Annotated in this window: 18 protein-coding genes; 1 reads left to right on the top strand and 17 read right to left on the bottom strand. The window is 26.5% G+C overall.

The features are described 5' to 3' along the window. The 17 genes from IC175_RS12095 to IC175_RS12015 form a co-directional block, all read right to left on the bottom strand. Complete coding sequence (locus IC175_RS12095; RefSeq protein WP_227830676.1) at positions 1 to 1,827, bottom strand: hypothetical protein; 1,827 nt, start codon at positions 1,825 to 1,827, stop codon at positions 1 to 3. Continuing rightward, positions 1,820 to 4,066, bottom strand: a complete 2,247-nt coding sequence (locus IC175_RS12090) for a LamG domain-containing protein (protein WP_227851563.1) — start codon at positions 4,064 to 4,066, stop codon at positions 1,820 to 1,822. Before IC175_RS12090 ends, IC175_RS12095 begins: the two co-directional genes overlap by 8 nt. 17 nt (positions 4,067 to 4,083) lie before the next feature. Next, a complete protein-coding gene (locus IC175_RS12085) occupies positions 4,084 to 7,167 on the bottom strand; it encodes a LamG domain-containing protein (protein ID WP_227851562.1) in 3,084 nt (1,027 codons plus the stop codon). A 14-nt stretch (positions 7,168 to 7,181) separates the two neighbouring features. Continuing rightward, the gene (locus IC175_RS12080; protein ID WP_227830679.1) at positions 7,182 to 7,703 is read right to left on the bottom strand and encodes a hypothetical protein; all 522 of its coding nucleotides are present in this window, start codon (positions 7,701 to 7,703) and stop codon (positions 7,182 to 7,184) included. A 13-nt stretch (positions 7,704 to 7,716) separates the two neighbouring features. Then, positions 7,717 to 8,799, bottom strand: coding sequence for a hypothetical protein (locus tag IC175_RS12075; protein WP_227851561.1), 1,083 nt, complete (start codon positions 8,797 to 8,799; stop codon positions 7,717 to 7,719). Beyond that, on the bottom strand, positions 8,789 to 9,004 hold the full coding sequence (locus IC175_RS12070; protein ID WP_227824096.1) for a hypothetical protein: 216 nt from the start codon (positions 9,002 to 9,004) through the stop codon (positions 8,789 to 8,791). The genes IC175_RS12075 and IC175_RS12070 overlap by 11 nt, the downstream gene beginning before the upstream one ends. A 46-nt stretch (positions 9,005 to 9,050) precedes the next feature. Further along, positions 9,051 to 11,945 (bottom strand): hypothetical protein, encoded by a 2,895-nt coding sequence (locus IC175_RS12065; RefSeq protein ID WP_227851560.1) that lies wholly within the window; start codon positions 11,943 to 11,945, stop codon positions 9,051 to 9,053. Next, the gene (locus IC175_RS12060; RefSeq protein ID WP_227830682.1) at positions 11,946 to 13,004 is read right to left on the bottom strand and encodes an immunoglobulin-like domain-containing protein; all 1,059 of its coding nucleotides are present in this window, start codon (positions 13,002 to 13,004) and stop codon (positions 11,946 to 11,948) included. A 32-nt stretch (positions 13,005 to 13,036) separates the two neighbouring features. Then, positions 13,037 to 15,625 carry an Ig-like domain-containing protein gene (locus IC175_RS12055; protein ID WP_227835384.1) on the bottom strand — a complete coding sequence of 863 codons (2,589 nt, stop codon included), beginning with the start codon at positions 15,623 to 15,625 and terminating at the stop codon, positions 13,037 to 13,039. Positions 15,626 to 15,646: 21 nt separating this feature from the next. After that, positions 15,647 to 16,267 (bottom strand): hypothetical protein, encoded by a 621-nt coding sequence (locus IC175_RS12050; RefSeq protein WP_227830684.1) that lies wholly within the window; start codon positions 16,265 to 16,267, stop codon positions 15,647 to 15,649. Positions 16,268 to 16,292: 25 nt separating this feature from the next. Then, complete coding sequence (locus IC175_RS12045) at positions 16,293 to 17,291, bottom strand: immunoglobulin-like domain-containing protein (RefSeq protein WP_227835383.1); 999 nt, start codon at positions 17,289 to 17,291, stop codon at positions 16,293 to 16,295. A 91-nt stretch (positions 17,292 to 17,382) separates the two neighbouring features. Continuing rightward, positions 17,383 to 17,595 carry a phage holin gene (locus IC175_RS12040; RefSeq protein WP_227824102.1) on the bottom strand — a complete coding sequence of 71 codons (213 nt, stop codon included), beginning with the start codon at positions 17,593 to 17,595 and terminating at the stop codon, positions 17,383 to 17,385. 16 nt (positions 17,596 to 17,611) lie between these two features. Further along, the gene (locus IC175_RS12035) at positions 17,612 to 17,818 is read right to left on the bottom strand and encodes a hypothetical protein (protein WP_227824103.1); all 207 of its coding nucleotides are present in this window, start codon (positions 17,816 to 17,818) and stop codon (positions 17,612 to 17,614) included. A 66-nt stretch (positions 17,819 to 17,884) separates the two neighbouring features. Beyond that, positions 17,885 to 18,856, bottom strand: a complete 972-nt coding sequence (locus IC175_RS12030; RefSeq protein ID WP_227851559.1) for a hypothetical protein — start codon at positions 18,854 to 18,856, stop codon at positions 17,885 to 17,887. Positions 18,857 to 19,056: 200 nt separating this feature from the next. Beyond that, positions 19,057 to 19,326, bottom strand: a complete 270-nt coding sequence (locus tag IC175_RS12025) for a hypothetical protein (protein WP_227824105.1) — start codon at positions 19,324 to 19,326, stop codon at positions 19,057 to 19,059. Between the two features lie 467 nt (positions 19,327 to 19,793). Continuing rightward, entirely contained in the window at positions 19,794 to 20,351 is a 558-nt protein-coding gene (locus IC175_RS12020) for a hypothetical protein (RefSeq protein ID WP_227824106.1), read from the bottom strand. Between the two features lie 32 nt (positions 20,352 to 20,383). Further along, positions 20,384 to 21,910: an FAD-dependent oxidoreductase gene (locus IC175_RS12015; RefSeq protein ID WP_227851558.1), complete on the bottom strand. Its 1,527-nt coding sequence runs from the start codon at positions 21,908 to 21,910 to the stop codon at positions 20,384 to 20,386. 343 nt (positions 21,911 to 22,253) lie between these two features. Here IC175_RS12015 and IC175_RS12010 point away from each other — a divergent pair, with 343 nt between their 5' ends. After that, positions 22,254 to 23,648 carry a metallophosphoesterase gene (locus IC175_RS12010; RefSeq protein WP_227851557.1) on the top strand — a complete coding sequence of 465 codons (1,395 nt, stop codon included), beginning with the start codon at positions 22,254 to 22,256 and terminating at the stop codon, positions 23,646 to 23,648. Positions 23,649 to 23,824: the final 176 nt, after the last annotated feature.

Below are 23,824 nucleotides of genomic sequence, written 5' to 3'. Positions count from 1 at the left end.
CTATTCACCTTCTCTTTCTACTGTATCAAGCTTGGCATCTATATAATAATTAGATGTATAATTAGCTGGAAGATTTAATTCCTTATCATATTTTAGTTGAATTTTTAAATCAGATATATTTAGATTTTTATTTATTAAATCAATCTTCGGATTTATAATTTCATTTACTATTTTTACTATCTCTTCTTTGTTTACAGACTCTGAGTCTCCTTCGCTATATGGAGGTAGTGGCTTTAATTCAATATTATCAAAATTAATGGTTTCAATATCTTCACAAATTAGCTTATATGCATCTAAAATAGTATCTTTGTCCATTAATAATAACAAATTAATATTATTAGAATTTATGTTAAAAATAGAATTTATGTCAAAAACGTTGTAATTAATATTATCTATAGTATAAATTCCAATAATTGAACCTGTAGATTTTAATTTAACTTTCATATTTTTATATGTTTTATCAAATGATATATTTTCAGTCAAGATTATTTTAGAATATTGAATAAGTCCTTCATTGTGTTTAAAGACATTTATAATTTTAGGATTTGAAACATAGCCATTTTCATCTTCTATAATTATTTCTAAGAAATTTAATCCATTTGATAAGTCGACATTACTTATATCTAAATTTAAATTACCTTCACTTACACTTAATAAATCTGTATATAATATTTCTGTATTATTTTTATTTGTTACTTTTACTTTTATTTTTGTTACTTCTATTGTTTTATCTAATAATATATCTGTTAAACTTATAATCCCATCCCATTCCCCAAAAGTATAATCAATATTAAACTCTGGATATAAATATATAGTATTGATAATTAAAACTGGTCTAAACCCGCTTGTGTCACTTTTAGTAGATGTCCTTACTACATTATATGAATTTGAGCTTGTACCACCTCTAATTGTTACTTTAGTATTATCTGAATCAGAAAAAGTATCAGTTATAGATGCTAAATTATGATGCCATATATCTTTATCTCCAGCAATAATTAAGTGATTTAAAGTGCTATTTAAAATATATTTATCGTATTCTGAATGTAAGTAACTGTCATTATATGGGCTGTCTGTAATTGATTTTACAGTGCACGAGTAACCTTTATAGGGATGATTATCCAATTCTTTTCCATAAATAAAACCTTTATCATTTATTTCATCAAAACTTAAATTTGGGATTACTGTATTAGAAATTAAGACATGTTGATTAAAATTATTTTTAACACAGATAAAGTTTAATGTTTTTCCATCGCCAAAATTTGAAAATCCATCTTCATAGATGTAATCACAAGATATATATTCTCCAACTTGAATATTTTGTATTAAGTTATTTTCTTCTAGTGTATGATGCAATAGAGATTCGTTTACATCTACATCAATTGCATCTAAGGCTAAATAATTATCTCCATAAGGAGCATTCGAAGGTGGCGGTGTTCCAATTTCTATATATAGCTTAACAGTATGAACACTATCTGTTAAATCAAGCTTTTCAAAAAATAACATTTGATAAATATAATTAGGATGTATAAAATTTGGTGTACATTGACTAGTTATAAATTTTTCACCATCTATCTCTACTGTACACTTATCTGTATGAGAAGCATCAGAACCAGGAACTATTAATCTTATTTTAGTACCAGTAAATCTAAATTCTAATATCCCATTTTCACCATGTCTATAATTTGTAATACATCCTGTATTGTTATAAGCAGTTATAGTATTATTATTTATAGTCCACTTATTGACATATTTTATTCTACTGTCTGTGTTGTCATATCTTTTCCAACCTTGTTCTGGCTGTGGTAAAGTACTACCTATATTAGCCATGTTGTTCACCTACCTCTGTGATTAACATAGGTCTGAAACCAATATTTTTAGCAACAGATGAAGATAAACATATATTAAATCTTTTTGCTGACAAATCGTCAATAGCTTCAATTTTGCCACGAACTGGTATTAATACATTTCCACTTGGAGTATCCAAGTTTTCATTGTTAATATCTTTTAATCCTGTAATAACTTTCTCTTTACATAAAGAAATCATATTACGATAGTTCCATATATCATTGTCTCCCACTATTATCTTTCCTTTTAAATCACTATTTCTTATATATTTATCCCAATCATTTTCTATTGGCCAACCGCCTTGATTTTTATTAATTAAACTTGAAGATGTATTTTTATATTCATATTCCTTAAACAGTTCTAATTCACCTATAGCTACCGAAGTTCCTACACCAATAAAGCTAAATTTATAGTGTAAATATTCCACTTGTGAATCAAAATAATGATAAGAAGTTGCTCTATTAGTTGTTGGAAAACTTGATGTCTCATGTATTTTTTCAAATTCTTCATTGTCATTGCTTCCATACACAATGCAAGTAGCTGGAGGCATAATAGATGAAGGGCAATTTCTATTAGTTAATCTAAAACCACTTGAAATTATTTTTTCTTTTTTTGATGATATTGTAATATATGGGTTATTATCCATAGGACTATGCCAACAATCATCTTCATTTACAGTTGTTTTATTAAATGCTAAGTATCCAAAATATTTTGCATTTAATACTCCACTTTCTTTTATAATGTAGTTATAATCTTCATTTGACTTTAAAGCTTTCTTTGGAAAAGATATTGTTATATCGTCATTATATGCTATTCCTCCACTTGGAATAGTGTAATGATATTTATTACTATTGTCATATTCTTTTATACAATTAAAAATAGTTGCATTATTTTTAGTTGGTGATAAATCATAAAGTGTATCCCCAATTGCATTAGTAGATTTAAATAGACAAATTAGATTTTCTTCATTCCCTGTTAGATTATTTTCTATAGTTGCTGGTTCTATTGCTTTATCCCATATTGCAAACTCTGATATTTTTCCAGTTAAACGAGTACCTGACTCTACAGAAAAACCTCCTCCTGCTTCTCCACCTAATACCAAATGATTTGTACTTCCATATATGATAGTACCATTTCGTTTTTCATTCAATTTTAAAGTTATTTCATCATATATTTTAACTGATTCTCCATTATATAGTATGTAAAAAGTCTTCCATCCATTGTTAGATGAATCAATATTAAATCCAGAAATAAAATATAAAGTTGGAGAATTAGGATGATTTGTAGCAATCTCTATTCTAAAATATCTATCTTTTGGAACATAACAACATGCATAACCTCCAAGTTGTGTGCAACTAAAAAACCTATGTTCTGCTCCAACTGTCCAGTCTTCTAAATATACTCTTATTTTTATTGTTATCTCTTTAGTAGTCCTAATTTTTTCTATAGGTATACTTACATATGATGACTTACCATTAAATACTAAAGAAGTTGGAGAAAGCATTTTACAAGTTAATTTGTTTTTGTTTAATTCATTCCATGAAATAGATGCTTGAACATTTCTATCAGATATAAATTTATTATCATCAACTTTTATAAAATAAAACTTTCCATCTGGTGTATCTGATGAAGTATCTACATCTATTCCTTCACAATTACAGCTTCCAAGTTCTGAAAAATATCCTACTTTCCCAGAAATAGGAACTGTATATCTGCAAGGAATTATATCTCCTATTTTCATAGAATCTAATGTAGATTTTTTTGTTAGTTTGGTTTCAATTAAATCTATCATATATCCATCTTCATCTATATCTATACAATCAAAATCAAATCTGACACCATCATCACTTTTAATTTTTACCAAATGAATCTTCTTTTCTAAATTTATTTTATCAAAGGCAAGATATTGTCTTATAGTTTCTCCATGAATATTATAATTTTCATACTCAATATCGTCTATAATACATTTCATATTAGAAGAATGACTAGCATATCTAGTATGGAATATCCTTATTTTTGAACCATAAAAAGCAAATGTAATATAACTAGAATTTACTTCTTCTATTGTTGCATTTTCTTGTATAAACATACCTGTGTTATTATAAAGCCCTGAACTTGTATCTTTTTTCCATAATCCTATATATTTAAAATTATTATCAATGTTATCAATTCTTTGCCATCCAGCTTCTGGCTGTAACAACTGTTCACCAACTATAGCCATTTATTCACCTTCTTTTTTTACTTGACATTATCATTATTAATATCTAACTCACAATCTATTAACTGTTTTATATACTTATCATTAATAAGAGTATCAGTTAATTGATTATGTTTTAAGTTAGTATTTTTATGATATTCATCAACATCAAATTCAATATCATACACTTTATCTTCTACTGAGATAATTCTATCATTTATATATTTTATATATTTTTGTTCTTCTAGTATTTTATTGTTTAAAATATCAAAATTACTTTTTATTGCATCAAATAATTCTTCACTAAGTCCTTCACCACCAGTCACTGGAAATTTATCTATGTTATTTGGTGGAGGTAAAACTTCATTAAAGTTAATATTAGTTGTATCAATGCAATCCTTTACATAAATTTTATAAGCTTCAATTACAGCATCTGAATCCATTAAAAACATTAATCTTATGTTATTTGAATTTATTTGTGTAAAAGTATTGATATCGCAGTAGGTAAATTCATTATCATCTGTTGAGTACAAAATATTAATACTACCGTGACCCAAAAAGAAAGGTTTAAAATGAGTATATATTTTATCAAATAAAATATTATTTACCTCAAAACATTTACTTGCAAGTATTAACCTTTGATCAGCTTTATAAATTTTAAATCTTTTTATAATACGCCTAACGTTGTTAAATGTCATTAATAATTCAAATTCATTAAAGCCATCATTATAATTATCTAACAATAAATTGAAAGAAATATTATTGAAATTATCTACTATGGTTTCTTTTAATGAATCATTTATAAAAATTTCAAGCTTATTCATTACATTCGATTTATCATTTATTGATAATATTAATTGATTTTCAGATGCTTGGTTTGCCTTCAATATAGGTTCGTAACAATATAGAATATTTGTTGGTGTAAAATTTTCATTGTATATATTCATATTAGAGATTCTAAACATACTTAATTCATTGGTAAAACGATAATTACCTCCATCACATCTTTTTGACATATATATGTTGTTACTTGCATGTTCTTGTGGTATTTCAGACAAAGTATCTGTTTTTTTAAGTATACCATTATGGTATATCTTTATATATTTATAGTCTTTAATTTCAAAAGCAAAGTGATGGTAAACACTTTTATCGAAGTTTGAATAATCTATAGAAGAATATGAATATTCACTAAGATAGAATCTTAATTTTTTAGATTCTGTATAAATTAAATATCCTTTGTTATAAGAAGAAACTCTAGTATCAAATAATATATCTTGTGTACTATTATCATTAAATTTCAAATAAAACTCTATTGAAAAGTTTCTAAAATGAGGATTAAAATTTTGTATTTGTAAATATCCAGTTTTCATATTATAAAACTTACCAAATTTACCACCCTCAGACATTGTTACTCCATTGTTATTTATAACCTTTGGATTATAGCTACTATCAACAATGTCTGTTCCGTTTAGAAAGAACATTGTATTTTCATCAATTCTATGCCTATAATGATATACTTTTTCTTCTATATTTTTATTTTCATTGTATTCAACAACAAACTTTATTTCATTTTTTCCTATTATATATTTTTCATCATATATAATATTAAAAACTAGATTTTCAAAAGTATCAATATACTCTTTTTCTATTTCATTATTTACATATACTTTAACTTTATTTACAGTAGTTGTATTTATCAAAACTCTAAAATTTATATGATGTTCTGTTTGTTCTATTATCTCAATATTAGGAAAATAATCATATGGTTCTGTTGGCACTTCAAAATTTTCTGTCCATCTTGCTACATTAGAAATTCTAATATTAGATATATATGCATCAACTTTATTTGTCCAAGCGTCAAAAAATAAAAGTCTTTCTCCACAGTAAATAGACAGTTTTTGCTGTAATTTTTTTTCATATGTCTTTATGCCATTCTCAAAACAATACAAAGTTAGATTTTCTTTTGAATAACAAAAAGCTTTGTGTATCCATTCATTAAATGTTTTTCCTCCACAAACCTCTCTATGAATTACATTCCATGAATTTCCATCACTGCTACAATAAATAGTTGAATTATCTAATTCGTAATATCCTAAAAGCAATCCATGATGTATTTTTTCATTGGTGCTAAATATACCAGCCTCATAGCCTGATGTTAAATTTTCAAACCATTCTATTGTAAAACTTGTATCCCCATCTAAAGTTATTTCTTTTGTTGGAACATAAATTACCCCCGTATTAGATTTAAATGATTTGCCAAATAAATCATCATCAACAATTGATACACCTGTAGCAGTTACTGTTTTTGGGTTTAAACTTAAATCATTAAAAGAATCTCCTTTTAAGTACAATAAAGTATGTTCATCTATTACCTGTATATGATCCCCTAAATTAGTTATGATACAAGTATCTGACGCTACTACTTCTTCTTTACCACTTAAAAGAACTTCATGTATACTAATCCAAGACCCATTTGGAGAAATACTTCCTTCTACACCTTCACTTTTGCATTCTATTTCTATTTCATTATAATTTCCATTTATTACATCTATATCAACTATAATAGGATTTAGACTTTCTTTTATTACTAAAGTTTTTTGACCTATTTCATTTCCGTTAGATTTTATTATATAAGTATTTTTTGCAGTTGGTTTTACTACTACTTTTACTTGTACTTTATTTATATTTGTAGATTCTTTGAATGTTAGGATTAATGTCCCTTTATAATCTGGAGCTCCCCAATGTGTTTCTAGATTAGTATCTATTGCTTTGTCTGGAGTATTATCAAGATAACTCTTATTTGCAGTAGCTACTGTACCTAAAGGCATATAATTAGTAAGATTCTTAATTAGTGTTATTTTAATCTCAATTTTTTTATATATTTTTATTTTTATAGTTTTTAGTATATCATTTATTACACTTTCATTATGCTCTTCTATATAAATTATCTTATCTTTACTACTTATTTTGTTATTGTTTATCTCATATTCTGTAGTTACACCAATGTTATTTGCATTTAAATACTCTATTTTTACACATGCATTACCATCAAAAATGGCTATCGCATTTGGAAAAGATATCTCATTTCCATCTATTTTTTTTTCTCCTAAATCTATTCCTTGCATATCATCACCTCACTTTATGTAACATTATCATTATTTATATCAATCTTACAATCAATTAGATTTTGTATGTAATCGTCATTTATCAAAGTATCAGTGAAACTATTTTTACTTAAATTAGTATTTTTATGATATTCGTCTACAATAAGCTTTGTTTTCACAAGTTCATCTTCTAAACGATTTACTTCATTCAATACACTAATCACAAATTCTTTTAGTTCTAAATTATTGTTATTTAGTATAACTACATTTTGCTCTAATACTTTTACTCTTTCAACTAATGGAGTTATATCAGATACACCACCAGAACCCCCACCAATCTCACCATTTTCTATCATTTTATTAATAATATCTATATCATTTCTGTTATTTCTTATATCATCTATATTAATACTTATATTGTTATCTATATCATCTAGTTTTTCATTCAATCCAGTAATAGCTTTTATTGGATGTTGGTCCTCTATATCAGTATTCTTTAATTGGTTATGGTCATTTAAATATTCTGTTTTTCCATATCTTTTTATTCTTACACCCATCTACCATACCACCTTACATAAATATAATATTAAAACTATATTTATCATCAATTGTTATACAACTAGAGTCCTTTATTATCTTAATCAAAAATTTACTTGTAGTTCCAGGCAATAAAGTAATGTCCAACTCTTTAAATAATTCAGAACTTCCACTTGAATCCCCATATGGCATCAAGTAAGCCATACTATCTCCCCTATCATAACTAGAAACTCCAACTATTTTTAAGGTTCCAGTTTTAGTAAAATCACCTGCATTTACTACTTGTAACTCATAAACTCTATCTTTACCTTGTACTAGTCCTAAATCAAAGTCACCATTATCCATATTAGCTTCATTGACAATAAATCTAATTTCTGGTTCAAATGAATATACATCTCCACCATACAACTTGTCTATAGTTATAGTATCAGATAATCTTCCTCCACTTTCAACTTCTACCTTTACATGATTTATTGGAAAAAGTTTTGATGATAAATCAACAATAACTGAATCTTCAGTATATTTCATATCTACATCTGTCACTATTTCTTTATTATTTTCGTCATATATTTTGATATTTTGTGTTTTATCAATTCCTATAAATGTTATAAAGTTATTCTTATACATTTCACAATTAAATATTTCTAATGTATCTTTACTGTCATTTAGATAATATCCTATTGAGTTAGAATCTAACAATTTTGTACTTCCAAAATCTTCCCAATTTAATCCATCTTTTGATGCTCTAAGGTTTAATACAAAATTATCAGAATATATTACTTTTAAATATGAATAATATATTGATTCGATTTCTGATGATAATTCACATTCTACATAATTTTCAGTAATAGACTTTATTATACAACCACCATTACCATTAGATTCTTTTGGTTCATACCTTATATATGTTTGAAATACATATCCAGATTCTTTGGGACATGGTATCAATAATTCTGTTTCATCATCATTTTCAAGTATTTTAATAGAATCACCTGTAAAGGTGATTCTATTGTTATCACTTGGAAATACATCCCACAGAGGATTCATGGTACCATTAAATTCCTCACTAAATATATATCCTGTAGATATTTTATTTAATTTTTTTTTACTCTGCATGAACTTCAACCCTTATACTAGTCACTTTACATATCTGAAAATTTTCATACCCATATTTCTTCACTAGTGATTTGGTAGTTGATATTGCTGATTGTAAAGTTGGCATGTCACATACAACTCTCCAAAATTCATTTGCTTCATTTGGTGGTCCAGATAGTTCATTTTGATTTACTTTTTCTTTATATTGAATTTGATAATTTACCATAACATTTCTTCCCTTCGATTATCTTTGATAGTATTTTAAATAATTTTTATTTTTTAATTACTCTTCGCTTACCTTTTTCTTTATTATTATGATGTTTAAACATATAATCTTTAAATGTATCAAGTGCATATGCAACTTGTACTGAATTTTGAATTCCTAACTTAACTTGTGTATCTTCTATAGACTCACCTGCAATATTTAACATATTTATCAAATATTCTACAGTTTTATTTGTTTTTCCAAGTTTTCCAATATATTTTATCTTAACTGATTTATTGAACATATCTTTTATTCTAAAAGCAGCTATATCTATAAAAGATTCCTCATTATCATAAAAAAATAAAATCTCTACTTCTTTAACTTCTTTTGGAATTCTTAAATCTATATTATAAGAAGGTTTTTCATCTCCTAAGAACGTATAAATTTCTTCTCCTATATGTATTTCTAAAACACCACGGTTTTCCATATATGCTTTAAATTTTAGTTGTAAATCAAATTCTTGATTGACTTTAAATTTTAACTTGGAACTTACACCCTTTTTCTTACTTGATAGAACAAAATCATCTGTCAATTCTAAATTGTCAATATGTAATATATTTTTTTCTAAATTTCCTAATGTTTTATTAGAATAATCAATCTTACAATCTTCTCTTATATATACAACTTCATACTCTGAATTACACAATATACTCATTTCTGCATACCATAAAAAAAGTTTTAAGGTTCTCTCAAGATGTGGTATTTTGCATCTATCCCAATAATATTTTCCACCTATATACTTCATTGTTGAGTCTATCAAATCTTTTATAGCTTTTTCAGGCTCTATACCAGCATATCTATAAATATTATGTCTCCATTGATTGTATAGTGTATCAAGAACATACTTCATAACAGAAACATCAATATTTATAACATCTATCGCTATATTTGCAAAATAATCAACTGGATTTTCTATAGGTAATTCAATTATTTGATTTCCAGCTTGTGTGTATTTTTTTACATACTTATCCTTATCTGTTATTATAAGATTGTCACCAAATATCTTATCTTTATATATATTATAATCAAAACCACTTTTGGGAAGAATCAATTCATCTTTACTTCCATCAATCACCACAAAGTCAGGAAAATATTCTGTCGCAACTCCAAAGTAACCATCATCATTTTTATATGTAGGTAATTTTGAAAACTTTAATTTAATTGGTGATTCATCAGATGATGTATCCTTGATTTTTTTCATGATTCCAAATTGAATTTGATACATATTATAAAGATTATTACTGTACTTATATAACTCATCCATATGGTCTGAAATATTTAATAAACTACCTTCTTTATAAAAATTTATCAGACTATAACCATAAGATGTTTTAAAGTCATTTTTTTGTATTGTCCCTTTTTCAAGTTCTTTATTTATTAGAAGTCTGTATTTGCTATTTTCTAGTCGTTTATATATATAGCATTCAAAGGTATATAATGAAGGTTTTGAAAGATAATCAGGATATATAGTTGAGTCAATAAGAGATAGATTCCCTTTATAATATTCTCCAAATAACTTATGCTCAATTATAGATGTTTCCTTATTATTAGACTTTGATATTAATAAGTTATATTCATCATTTTTAAAATCAAACTTTGGATTATAGTATTTTGAGAATAAATCTATACTAGAAATATAAATTTTTTGATTGTCAGCCTTTCCTACATCTATATTTAGATTATATAAATTAAATGTGGGTTTCCCTTTTGAAAAATCATATCCAGTGAGGATATCATTCATTTGAATATTTGAACCTTCATGTGTAAAATCTTTAATATCATCTACAATATGAAGACTACTATCTATGTTTTTTTCAATATTATCTAGTGAATGGTATAACTCAATATAATTTTTAGCTTTATATAGTTTATATTTAGATTCTAAAAATGTTTGTATTTTATCTGAGTATCCCTTTGCTAAACGTTTTTTATCTTCTATAAGTATTTGCTTATTAAAACCGTTTCTTAAGTTTATATTATTATTGATTAAAACCTCTGGTATATTTGGTATATCAATCAAATAAGGTAAATTAATATCTACATTAACTGATGAATCTGATGTAGACATTTTATTTTCTTCTACAAAAACTTTTCTTAAATCTCCATTCTTTATAATTTTTTGTAAATTTATAGATAAGTTTTTAATATGATTTTCAGCAAATTTTGGTTTTTCTATAGATATTTTATTGTTTATAGAGTTTTTGACAGCTATAGAATCATTTTCATTTATTTTTTTATCTAAGTCTTTAATATTTTTTTCAAAATCAAATATATATGTATCATTTTCTGTCTCACTTATATTTGTACTTTTACAGTCTACAAAAATTTGTTTACTTGGAAGACCTATCATATCCTCATAGTCATAAATTTTTAGATATTTATCAATATTACTTACTTCTATTGTATTATCTTGAAAGAACAAAGTATTTTGATTGGTCTTAAAAGTATTGTAGTTATCATTTATTTGTATTTTGTCTCTAGTATTTCTATATTCTACGAACAGCATATGTTCTATAATTGATTTATCTAAATATTGTTCCTCTCTACTTAGATAGTTTAATATATTATTAAAATTTCTAAATTTCTTAAAATCTTTATAGCTACTTATATATTCACTAATGTTTTTATCATATAATTTTTTATATACTTTATTTATATAGATATTACTTATGGATATTGGTTGCAAAGATTTCTTACTTTTTATAAAAAATACCTGTTTTTCTCTAATATACATTGACTTTTTGTCATTTTTTAACATCAACAAAGTATTGTCTATATTACTTTCTGTGTGTTCACATTCTATCTTATAAAATAAAGCTATAGAGTTTTCATCCCCAGAAAGATTATATTTAAAATTAGCACTGACGAAAACGCCAGTGCTAAACTTAAAAGTTGCAATCATCTATTCTTCAATCATAGCTAATATTTTAGCTGGATATATCTTAGAAGCCTTAATTTCTTCTGATGTTTCTCCTTCTGACAAGACAGTAATTTTAGCTTCAATTTTTAAATTAAAACTAAAATCACCAATGCTAGAACTAGGTCTCACTATTGTGGCTTTATAAGAAAGAGCCTGATTATCAAGTTCTAATTTTATATTTGTTGATGTTAAGTCTTCACCTTCATTATCAAGTGCCGAAAAAGTCAATGACATATTTTCAACTTTAGCAGGCAATGTAAAGTTATCACTAAGTTCTGTTAATGATTTATTTGGTGCAATATATGAAACAAAGTCAAAAGTTTTTACAAAATCATCAACCTTCTCTTGATTAGTAGGCTCTTGCTTAAGTATTCTAATATTAGTTATAGTTTTTGTAGATATAAGTTCACCTTTAGTAAGTGTTGCTGTAACAGATACGATGCTATCACCGTCTTTATATGCTGGTCTAGTAACTACCCCTTTATCACTCAAGCATGTAGAATTACTTGTAGTCCATGTTATTGATATTTCATTTCCTATAGTTGTTGGAAGTACTAAATCACTTGTAACCTTATTTATATCAGTATTTTTATTTCTAATAAGTTCCCAAGTTATTGCATTAGCAGCAGATTCAACTTCACCTTCTTGAGTCCATGCTGGTACTGTAACTTTAAATTCTTTACTTCTACTTACACTTCCCTTTGACACAATAATGTTTATAGTAACTTTTGCATCTTGTTCACCAAATACAGGTCTTGTTACTTTTCCTAATTGACCTATTATATTTGGACTAGAAGATGACCATACTATAGTTGAACCACAACTACCTTTTTGTATAAAAGTCAGATTTTCTGTGACTATATTTGGTATAGATATATTTCCTATATCCTCTAGTACACTTTGTAAATCAGTTCGCTTCGATGCTTTTACAAGTACCTTAAATTTTTTAGTTTTAGAGACTTCTCCAGACTTTACAGTAGCAGATAAGTATACTTCTTTATCTCCTTCATAGAAATCTGGTCTATTAATTATACCTAACATTAATATTCATCCTTTCTATTTCTCATTATATTTTATATAACAGGGTCTTCTTGTGAATTTGATTCATCCAATTCATCTGTAGAATTTACATTTACTTCAGTTTGAACTTTTCTACTTTTATATCTAGCAGTTATAACTGCCCCACCTATTTTAATCCCTGTCAATTCTCCTTTTTGAGAAACAGTAACTATATTTTCATTTGATGAAATCCAAATTATGTTATCATCCTCTACTATTTCTTCTCCTTCAAGTAAAGAAAGAACTTTTTTTTCTCCAACTTTTAAAATTGGATTTTCAGGAGATATTTTTAATTCTATTGTAGGTTCTTCAACATCTGCTCCTTTAGAAAAACTTACTATATTCGTATCAGAAGAATGCCATGTTATCTCTAATCCATTGTCTGTTTTATCAGCAAAATAAACTGATTCAGCATTATTTGTACAAGAATAGATATCTTTATACATATCTTGTATTTCTCTTAATGCAGTTTCACATCTAGAATCATCATTGCTTTCATTATATTTAAGCTCTTTTAATACTCCAACACCATATCTTTCATTTGGAGAATTTGCAAAAGGAGTATAAGGTGTAGTTAATGGAAGGTATATATATGTTTCTTCTGGTTTATCTTCATATTTTTCAAAAGATTTGTTTACTATTAATTCATCAAATGGGAAAAGTGATTCAGCATCTATCACTATCATACCTGATAAAGCTCCACGAACACCTTCTGCACTATGGACAATTTTTATCCTATCTGCAAAGTATTCGTTTGTATATACTGATTTACCATACATATGTTTTTTCATGAATTGCTCTGTTGATGAGAACATAAAATAGTGACTTTGAAAATAGTCAGCAGAGTCTGTTTTGTACATTGCAAAGTCCGTTGTTCCATTTGCTGTATGCACACCATAAGTTTGATGGTATTTTATATCTACAAGATTTCCGTATTTATCTCTATTCGAACCACCTTCTTGAGTAGTTCTTTCTTCAACTTCATCAAAACCTAGATAAAAATAAATTGGTCTTTCAACTGTTCCATCTTGTGCTCCATATATATAATAACTTAGGTCATTTAAAAGCTCTTTTCCATCATTTTGTGCTACATACTTTCTAATATAGTTATATAAATCTTGTTCATTATAAGTCACTTGAACTTCTACTGTCATGTCTTTTACTATTGGTTTATCTATAGTTATTGGTAGCTCAGATGGAAAAGTAACTTTTTCTCTTGATATAGAAGTTCTTGCATTAGGTGTAATATAAGATACTCCATATGAGTTATATTTTATATTTGGATTCATTAATCCAAACTCAGCCACAAATTCATTATTTACAGAAGCTCCTATTGTAACTTGCAAACTAGGTTCATATATAGTTGTTTTTCCACCAGCAATATTTGAACCAAAATCTCTTGGAATATCTCTTCTATTATATGTATATTTTACTATTGTATCTGCAGGTCTAGTATTAAATAATGAATTATTTAACCAAGGAAATGTACCTATATTTACCCAAGCTGACTTAGCTCCTGCATTTGATATAACATTTTTTCCAGTTGTTTTTACTCCATCAGTTCCAAGCGTATTGACTCCATTAAAAGGCTCACTATATTTAATATTAAACTTTGGTATAGAAGGTACAGATGAAGAAGTTGTAAATATACCAAAATTACCAGTTATGTCTTTCTTAGCAAAATCAAAACTATCAATAGAACCTATATAGGCTTGACCAACTAAATATCTATTGTCCTCATAATCTACATTTGGATTACCTGTAACATTTATAAGCACTCTATTTGGATGTATATTAGCAAGTACTCTTATTTTAGTCTTATTATTTAAAGAAGATGTAATAGGTATTCTTAAAAGAGCATCTGAACCAGTTATACCAAGTTCTGATTTAAACTTTTCATCAAAATCTGTAAACCAAGATAATTTACACCATTCAGATGAAGCAGAATTAAATTCAGCTATATCACCAGTTACCATATCTATAACATTTTCTGCTGGACCAGAATAGTCCTTATTTGGATTATCAAAAATTCTCATATAGCAGTTATGATAGTTTCTAGCTTGCGCATCTTTTACACCAGTTTTTAGATTTACAACTTTTGGTACAGTTTTTCCATCTCGTTGTTGAGTAGGGTCATCCAATTCTGTATCACATAAATATTTTGGAAAATACACTTCCAAATACATAACTGTATTTTCTTCTATATCATTATCCAGAAGTCCATATTTTAAAATTTCATCAGAGCCAACTTTTGTTGTTTGCTGAGTAATTCTATCAGATGGTCTTGTTACAGCTCTCACAACAACAGAATCAGTTATTTTAGAAATTTGGTCCTTAGTTATTATTTCATATTCACTTGCATTTATCTCATCAAAAGAAGAAACTTCTCTACCTTTTATAAGTTTAAAATTTGGGTTAGGATACACTATATTCCAACAATCTTCTTTTGAAGGTAATGATTTTCTCATTAAGTTTCCAGATACATCTTTTACTTCTTTAGTATAATTCCCTAAAGCCAAAACATTTGCTAAATCTTTTACAAAACTGTCTGCATCTGTTTTAAATTCATGGAAGACAAAGTCTTTTATTTCATTACTTAACATATTTAATTTTCCTTTCCATCTCTAAATTGGTTCTGGGTCTTTTAACATTCTTATACCAAACCATAATTTTTTAGAAGTTCCGCTATCATTATGAAATTTTAAAATTACTCTTGAATTTGGAGGTGCTGAATATACATATGTTGATGAACCTAAGAAAAGTCCCTCTTTTACTTCTCCCAAGTACCAATCTTTAAACCATAATTGTTCATTAAAATATAAATTGTAGTGGTCATTTTCTCCATATCCACTACATGTAACAGATATAGCAAGAATCTCAACTTCAGATGGAGACAAAACTATTTCTTCTTCAAACACTCCTCTAAGTGCTGGAACTTCTATTAATCTCATATAATTATATGGTTGTGTTTTTGATGCAAATCCCCTTATACTACCTATCTCTTTTATTTCATTGACTGTATTAACTTCATTAAGGTTCTCTATATTAGAAACAGATTCAAGTTTTGCCACATTTTTGACTTGCTCTAAATTTTCAATGTTTTTAAGAGTTTCTATGTTTTCTACTTCAGATAGACTATCTATTTTTTCTATGTTTTCTATATTATTTATTTCTTCAATATTTCCAACTTTTTTTATTTTATCTATGTTTCCACCAGCACTATAAGTGACATTAAAGTTACTCATAATTTCACCTCTACTACATCATTTATTAAACTTCTTCTTTAGGTATTGGCTCTACTTCTATCTCTTTATCTTCAACCCCAGTTAATACAGGAGGTATATTATCTATTACAGATACTAATCTAACTACTACAGCTTCATTTGATGATTTATCAGATACTTTATAAGTAACTTGATATTCTTTTACAACAGATGTATCAACTAAATCTCCACCTTCAACAGTTATTAAATCTGTTAAATCTCCATCAACTTCATCTACAGCTGTTACACCTTCTAAAGCATTGAATGTGTCATTTAAATTTAATGTTAAATTGTCTACGCCTGAAAATACTGGCTTAACAGTATCAACAACAGTAACTTTTCTCACAACACTTGCTTCGTTATTTGCAACATCTGAAACTCTATATGTTAATGTTTGTTCTCCTAAAACAGAAGTATTAACTATTCCTTCTATTACTATCTTAGAAGTTAAATCTCCATCTATATTGTCATTAGCAGTAACCCCAGCTTTTGAATCAAATGATGAGCCATATTCTACAGTACAATCTTCAACACCAGATAATATAGGAGCTACATTATCAACAACTGTTATTACTCTATTTACTGTACTTTTATTTTTAGATTTATCTTCCACAGTATAAACAATCTTATTGTCTCCAGGTATAGTATTATCCACTGAGCCTTCTATAACTATCGAATCAGTTAAATCTCCATCTATATCATCCATTGCTGTAACTCCAGCTTTTAAATCTAGTTCTTCCAATAAATTTATAGTCTTATCATCAGCACCACTTATTACAGGAGCACCTGTATCTATAACTGTTATTATTCTAGTTGCTGTTGTTATATTTCCAGATCTATCTGGAGCTGAATATTTCAAAGTATATTCCCCAATTGCATTCACATCGACTTCACCTTCAACTGTAACAAGTTCTGTGACATCCCCATCTATATTATCTACAGATCTAACTCCTTGCATTGGGTCAAAAGAACTTCCTCTAGGTATCTTCAAATCATTAAAAATCATAATACTATCTCCTTTATTTTTTATTTTTGTTATAAATATTTTTGAAAAGTTTTTTTAGAATGTAAATATGTTAGCTATTCAATAAAATCTATTACTTATCATCTAAATACCACTTGTTTTCAGTAGAATTGTCATTCAATATTCCAAGTGTTGTGAGTAAGGCTAAAAGACAATTTACTATATCAGAATAATTTTTTGGTAGTATATCAATATATCCAAAAGATTGTATTGTAAGTGGAATCATTGCTGCTAGAGAAACCCAAAACCCTCTATTTCCTACTCTCTTTTTTAAATAGTTCTTCATATATGCTCTCCTTTTACTAACGTTTTATTTTTTTACGTTGTTTTTTAGGAATATTTGGAGTTAATGTACAATAGGTTATATGACCTATACTTTCACTAAACTCTTTTCTTGCTTGATATAAACAATCTTCTTTTTTACTACAATAACAGCATTTTATTTTTACTGCTTTTGAGTAAAGCTCCTCTTTATCTTTCTTCTTAATATTTTTTTGCTTAACAGCCATATATTCACCCTCCTTATTAATACTTTTCATTTTCTGAATATACCAACCATTTTTCTCTATTGTAAATTATTTAGTAAAAAATTCTCTTATCTTTGACTTATTCAATAGTGAATTATAAACATCTTTTTTATAAATTACAGACATCATGCAAGCATTTATTAACTCATCAATGCAAATTTCTACATCATTTAGATTATCTTCCTTTATCTCATTAAGTAAGTTAAATTCATCTCTTAAATTAATAAAATTATTTATAAATGTATTTACATCATGTTTAGCTAAAAATAGATTATGTAAAGAATCCTCTATATTTCCATGTATACTTTTTTCATTAAATAAGTCATTTTTCATAGTTTTATTTATAAGGTTAAACTTTTTGTTTAGAATAAAATGTGTTTCTGAATTTATTGGTTGTCCTTTTTTTCTATTTTCAATCAAAAATAATTCTTTAATTATTTTTTCTATTTTCTTACAGTATTCTAATAAAATAAATGTAACTTGAATATCATAAAATAATGAAAAGTAATTTATATTATGATTACTCTTTTCATATTCATACTGGTTCAATTTATTAATAAATGAAGAATCTATATCATCAAATAAATAATCATTTTTTTTAGTTGTGTATATCCCCATTACAAAGATTTTTCTTATATTTAATAATTCGTTTTTTATATTTAATATCTCTAAGTAACTTTCAAACTTAGAATCTCCATATAAATTTTTAAAATTTTCCTCTTTTAGTATATATTGTTCAGATTCTGTAATAGAAAAACAATACTGCTTTGTAATCTTACCTTGATATGCATCATTTTCTATCAAACTCAAATAGGATTTGATTAATGATATAAGTTCATTTAATTTTGATACTACTTTTGATGGATGATACTTTTCAAATGACTTCAAAATATTAGTCTTATAATCCTCAATTGTTATAGGTTCATTTACTATTGATGTATATTCAAAATTTTCAAATCTCCCTACTTCTAAATTAGGATTGTAACTCAATATATTCTCTTCCTTTATACTTTTATCCATATTATTCCTTCCTTAGTTGAGATATCTTAGACTAGTATATCTAAGCTTGTTAGCATTATTTAAATGCTAACAAGCTTATTTGGGATTCTTAGATTTGTTGGTATTACGCGGATTTTTTGAGGGGTCATATTTGCTTATTCACTATGTAATATACCCTCTATAAGATATACTTTGTTAAACTAAAAAGCATATTTTTTGTTTTATATAAAATTTTTTTGTAATTTACTTTCAATATCTGCTAATGTATTTCCATATGTAAAATCAGTTATACTCATATCATTTGCTACATTATGATTCAAATTTTCATCATAAGCTAATTTATAATACTTAAGTTTGTTTTGAAAATTATTTTTGGTATTTACTATTAGCTCCTTGTGATTTTCATCTATTTTTACAACCACACCTAAATAATTATATCCCTTTTCCATAGCATGTTTAAAACAGCTCTCTAAATTAATTTTTTTTAACATTGTTCCCCCCTATTAAGTTTACTTCTTATATTTATTTTTATATATGTATACAATGACTAATTTTTGTACCATTAAAATTAGTATTGTATAAAAAATATTCTACCTACTACACTATTTAATTGATTCAAATTTACATCATTAAATACGAGTTTCAAATTATAGTAGTAAAAGACTCTGTTTTGGCAAAAGTCAAAGAATATTTATTATCTATATATATACCTATACATTTCTCCATTTTGTAACAAAAAAATAAAATTTATATTATGCTTTTTGTAGAATATCTGTATTTAATAAAAAATATTGTCTTTATAATCATATACACTTTTAAATATTTTAAATTTATTTTCACGATATAAGAAATTATATAATCTCTTATACAAGTATATACAATAAAAAATGGATTTAATTTGTCATATAATTTCTTAGACTTCATATGACTAATTAAATCCATTGCAATCAACTTTAAACTATGCATTTGATTTTTTTATTATAAAAGGAATGGTTATAATTGTACCTATTAAAGCATCTACCATATCAATCATAGTATCTTCTAGTCCTCCAGCTTGTGTAGTAGTCCCAATAAAAGTATCCATTAGAAATTCACCTATTTCCCACAAACTAGCCACTCCCATACTAAACATAAATACAAATATAACTAAAAATATTTTACTCATCTTACTTATATCTTTTTGTATATAAAAATATTTAATTGTAGAAAATGCTACAATACATGATATTATACCCGACCATAAATGTAAAAAATCATCATAATAATTTATGTCATAAAAATTAAAACAAGTACCTAATAATGATGCAAACATTATAAATAATACAAGTACAATATATAATTCATTGCTCAAAAGTCTTTTATTTTGCCTATTTAAAATACTTAATATAAAAGTACCAATTAAACTGATTGCTACTAAACCTACATTTCCAAAAGCTCTATTTGTAGCAAAAAATATGGCACATAAAACATATACTATATAAAGTAAAATGGTTATTGGCTTTAAAAGTTTATTCATAAATAATTTACCTTTCCAAAACATTCTATATTCTATAATAACTTAGGATTAACATCATTATCACCATAACCATAAAGTTTTAATGGCTTAAGTGCTGGGCCTTCAAGTATGTTTCCTTTATAGTCAAATCTTGAACCATGGCATGGACAATCCCATGTTTTTTCTTCACTATTAAAATTAAGTTCACATCCTAAATGAGTACATGTAGTATCTACAATATAAAAATCTCCTCTATCATCTTTATAAACACCATATCTTTTTCCATCAATATTAACAATCTTTCCTTCACCACTACTTTTAGGCATATCTCCACTACCTATTTTTAATTTTCCAGTTACATAATTCATCGCTACATTTGCATTTTCCTTTATAAAATCCATTGAAAAATAACTACCTAATCTCGATGGATTGAAAGTGTCCTTATAGTCAGAAGTTTTATTTATTATTAAATCTTTTATTATTATTCCTGCAGCAGTTCCATTAGTCATTCCCCATTTAGAAAATCCTGTAGCTACATAAATATTATTCTCCCTTTTATTGATATAACCTATATAAGGAACATTGTCAAAACTCATATTGTCTTGAGCAGACCATTTACATTTAAAGTCTTTTATCTTAAATACTTCTTTACCATAATGCTCTAAATCATCAAATATTTCTTCTTCAGTTCCACCTTGACCAACTTTGTGGTCTCCTCCTCCAAAGATTAATAGGTTATTATTTTCATCATTACATTGTCTAAAAGTTATTGATGGGTCATCTATACTTATAAATATACCCTTTGGCAATTCATTTTGTAGGACTGCAACCATTAAATAGGCACGTTCAGCATATTCCTTTGCAAAATAAAAATTCAACCCATCATACCATGGACTGTGAGATGAGATTATAACATTTTCAGCTTCTATTATATTATTATCTCCAGTCTTAACTCTACATATAGCTCCTTTTTCTAGGTCTACTATCGGCGTGTTTTCATATATTTTTAGCCCTAAATTTACTGCTACTTCTGCCAAACCATCAACATATTGTTTTGGATTAAATTGACCTTGATTAGAAAAATGAATAGCTCCTTTTACATCTAATGGAATATCATTTATAGTTTCATAATATTCGCAATCTATGCCTATTTTTTTACATGTACGGTATTCATCTTTAATATCCTTTATAGATTCTTCCTTTTCTGTAAAGACAAAAGATGGAATCCTTTGAAAATCACATTTTATATTATTTTCACTGATTATTTTCTCAATCAATTTTAAAGCTTCATTATTTGCATTATAATATGATTTAGCTTTATCTAATCCATATTTTTTCTCTATTTTAGAATATACTATATCATGTTGACAAGTTACTTTACCAGTATTTCTGCCTGAAGTTCCATATCCTACTTTATCAGCTTCAACAAGTGCTACTTTTTTACCTTCTTTTGCTAATAGATATGCAGTTGTTAAACCAGTTATTCCTCCTCCTACGACTAGACATTCTACTTTTATATTCTCGCCTAATTTTTCATATTCTTTGGGACTTGAATTTAAAATCCAATACGATTCATTCATTTTAAATACTCCTTTACATGTTAAATAAGAATAGTTTTTCCATCATAGGGTTTATTTATTATAAATAATATAAAAAAATAAATGCAAGACTATATATTATTTGTTTATCATTTTCTCAAAGATACTATAGTTAACCAATCTTATAGAATGCTTTAAAATTCTTTTGAGATTACTTTTAATTGATTTTTATTTAATGAACTTTATTTTTATCTCTATCAATTTATATGTCTATGAAATATATAGTTGATTTTTGTATAGTAATATATTACTATTGATATTACAGGGGGATTATGTAGTTAATGACACTAAAACAAATATTCAGAAAAAGTAAAATGGAGGTTTTATGAAAAACAAAATAATTATAGGCATTACTTGTTTATTTATATTGCTAATGTCTGGGTGTACTTCAAAACATACAACAGAAATAAATGTACTAGCCACTACCGATTTACATGGTAACATCCCTTATGAGTTAACTTCTTATGTAAGGGAACAAAGAGAAAAAGATAAAAATATAACTTTAGTAGATGCTGGAGACTTCTTTGACCGTGGAGTAGCTTTAGGAAGTAGTATGGATGATTATTCTAATGCTATGCTTAAAGATAACAACAACAAAACTGAAAGCTATATTGAAACTCCTATTTCAAAGGACATGAAAGAAGTCGGTTATGATGCTGTAGTTCTTGGTAATCATGAATTTATATCTCTTAATAAATTTCATTTAGACAATATGATATCTGATTTTGAAAAACAAAAAATAGATGTATTATCAGCTAATACTTATAAGAAAAATGGGGATAGCTATACAAAACCATACATAATAAAAAATATTGATACACCAGAAGGAAATGTAAAACTAGGAATTCTAGGACTTACTATAAAAGAAGTTGGTGAAGGAAAACAACTAAATGAAAATGGAGAACTTGTAGATTCTAAATCTTTAGAACTAAAAGACCAAGAAGGTTATAGTGGTGAACTATATATGAATGATTTAGTAGAAGATGCTAAAAAATGGGTAAAAATCATGGAAAAAGAAAGTCCAGATATAATAGTAGCTGTTGCGCACACAGGTGAAAGACCTAAAAATCCTAAAAATCCAGGCAATAGAATACAAGATTTAGCTCAACAAGTTGATGGTATTGATGCGATAGTTGCAGGGCATAATCATGTTCAAATTGAACAACACGATTATAAAAACACATTGGGAGAAAAGGTTATAGTTACTGAACCAGGAAAGCATGGAGAATGTATTTCTAAAATTAACTTTAAATTAGAAAAAAATAACGATAAATGGAGTGTAGTTGACAAATCCAGTGAGTTAGTTAAATTTGAGAAAAATAAAGAAGATGAGAAATTTAGACAATTTGTTTCTTCACTTATGAAAGCTAGTGAAAACAATAATGAAATAAGACTGGCAAAAGTAATGCCGCCTGAATGGGATAAAATATTTATCTTTAAGTCTGGAACATCAGCAAACGATATATATAAAGCTGTAGGATATAAATGGAGAAATATATCTTCTCCAAAAGATAGAAATATGCTACAAATTGTCGTTATGAACAATAATAAACCTGTTACTTATCTATATGGAGAATCAGAGCTTATGCCATTTAATATAAAATGTGATGAATCAGAGTACAAAAACAATGTTGTGACTATTTATCCTAATAAAAATGATAAATTCAAAGTTATAAAGGGTGAAAAAAAATACAATATTAATTTAGAACATATAGAGTAGAGTTTTATTCCTTGATTTAAGATTGAATATTAAAATATTAATTAAAAGATGAGGTGTAAGATTTATGAAACATGACACAAAATATAAGTCAAGGCTAATTGAAAGTTTTTCAATTAAAAAGCTATACTATGACTTAGTTATAAAGCTATAAAGTATTACAAATAACTATAAAATAG

This window comes from Clostridioides sp. ES-S-0123-01, assembly GCF_020658415.1.
In the GTDB taxonomy this organism is placed as follows: Bacteria; Bacillota; Clostridia; order Peptostreptococcales; family Peptostreptococcaceae; genus Clostridioides.
This window is presented reverse-complemented; position numbering and strand designations above follow the sequence as displayed.

Excerpts from the sequence above, each read along its gene's own strand:
- IC175_RS12070 (WP_227824096.1), bottom strand. The coding sequence starts at position 9,004 with ATGGTAAATTATCAAATTCAATATAAAGAAAAAGTAAATCAAAATGAA.
- IC175_RS12020 (WP_227824106.1), bottom strand. The coding sequence starts at position 20,351 with ATGAATAAACTTTTAAAGCCAATAACCATTTTACTTTATATAGTATAT.
- IC175_RS12045 (WP_227835383.1), bottom strand. The coding sequence starts at position 17,291 with ATGATTTTTAATGATTTGAAGATACCTAGAGGAAGTTCTTTTGACCCA.
- IC175_RS12065 (WP_227851560.1), bottom strand. The coding sequence starts at position 11,945 with ATGATTGCAACTTTTAAGTTTAGCACTGGCGTTTTCGTCAGTGCTAAT.
- IC175_RS12050 (WP_227830684.1), bottom strand. The coding sequence starts at position 16,267 with ATGAGTAACTTTAATGTCACTTATAGTGCTGGTGGAAACATAGATAAA.
- IC175_RS12075 (WP_227851561.1), bottom strand. The coding sequence starts at position 8,799 with ATGCAGAGTAAAAAAAAATTAAATAAAATATCTACAGGATATATATTT.
- IC175_RS12055 (WP_227835384.1), bottom strand. The coding sequence starts at position 15,625 with ATGTTAAGTAATGAAATAAAAGACTTTGTCTTCCATGAATTTAAAACA.
- IC175_RS12040 (WP_227824102.1), bottom strand. The coding sequence starts at position 17,595 with ATGAAGAACTATTTAAAAAAGAGAGTAGGAAATAGAGGGTTTTGGGTT.
- IC175_RS12030 (WP_227851559.1), bottom strand. The coding sequence starts at position 18,856 with ATGGATAAAAGTATAAAGGAAGAGAATATATTGAGTTACAATCCTAAT.
- IC175_RS12060 (WP_227830682.1), bottom strand. The coding sequence starts at position 13,004 with ATGTTAGGTATAATTAATAGACCAGATTTCTATGAAGGAGATAAAGAA.
- IC175_RS12095 (WP_227830676.1), bottom strand. The coding sequence starts at position 1,827 with ATGGCTAATATAGGTAGTACTTTACCACAGCCAGAACAAGGTTGGAAA.
- IC175_RS12080 (WP_227830679.1), bottom strand. The coding sequence starts at position 7,703 with ATGGGTGTAAGAATAAAAAGATATGGAAAAACAGAATATTTAAATGAC.
- IC175_RS12025 (WP_227824105.1), bottom strand. The coding sequence starts at position 19,326 with ATGTTAAAAAAAATTAATTTAGAGAGCTGTTTTAAACATGCTATGGAA.
- IC175_RS12035 (WP_227824103.1), bottom strand. The coding sequence starts at position 17,818 with ATGGCTGTTAAGCAAAAAAATATTAAGAAGAAAGATAAAGAGGAGCTT.
- IC175_RS12015 (WP_227851558.1), bottom strand. The coding sequence starts at position 21,910 with ATGAATGAATCGTATTGGATTTTAAATTCAAGTCCCAAAGAATATGAA.
- IC175_RS12010 (WP_227851557.1), top strand. The coding sequence starts at position 22,254 with ATGAAAAACAAAATAATTATAGGCATTACTTGTTTATTTATATTGCTA.
- IC175_RS12090 (WP_227851563.1), bottom strand. The coding sequence starts at position 4,066 with ATGGCTATAGTTGGTGAACAGTTGTTACAGCCAGAAGCTGGATGGCAA.
- IC175_RS12085 (WP_227851562.1), bottom strand. The coding sequence starts at position 7,167 with ATGCAAGGAATAGATTTAGGAGAAAAAAAAATAGATGGAAATGAGATA.